The organism is Streptomyces beijiangensis, from assembly GCF_017315755.1.
Taxonomy (GTDB): Bacteria; Actinomycetota; Actinomycetes; order Streptomycetales; family Streptomycetaceae; genus Streptomyces; species Streptomyces beijiangensis.
Genome location: NZ_JAFLRJ010001505.1, coordinates 1 through 294, shown reverse-complemented (window position 1 = coordinate 294; position 294 = coordinate 1). Strand labels below are relative to the sequence as shown.

1 protein-coding gene is annotated in these 294 nt (G+C 65.6%); it reads left to right on the top strand.

Features of this window, described 5'->3' with window-relative positions; genetic code table 11:
• Positions 1 to 36: 36 nt before the first annotated feature.
• On the top strand, positions 37 to 294 hold a 258-nt coding region (locus tag J0695_RS42440; protein WP_206970115.1), incomplete at its 3' end, for an ABC-2 transporter permease.

Below are 294 nucleotides of genomic sequence, written 5' to 3'. Positions count from 1 at the left end.
GAGGTCGTCTTCCCAATCTCCACCTACGGTTCGGCCATGGCGGCGCTGTTCACCAACCTCTCGCTGTGGATCGGCGCCTTTGTGCTGATGGTGATCCTGAAGCTGGAGGTGGACGGCGAGGGTGTGCCGGGGCTGACGGTGCGCCAGGGCTACCTGGGGCGCTGGCTGTTCCTGGCGGTGATCAGCGCGCTGCAGGGCCTGCTGGTGACCGCGGGGAACCTGATCATCGGCGTGCAGACCGTCAACGCGGTGGCGTTCATGTTCACGGGCATGCTGATCGCGTTGGCGTACCTC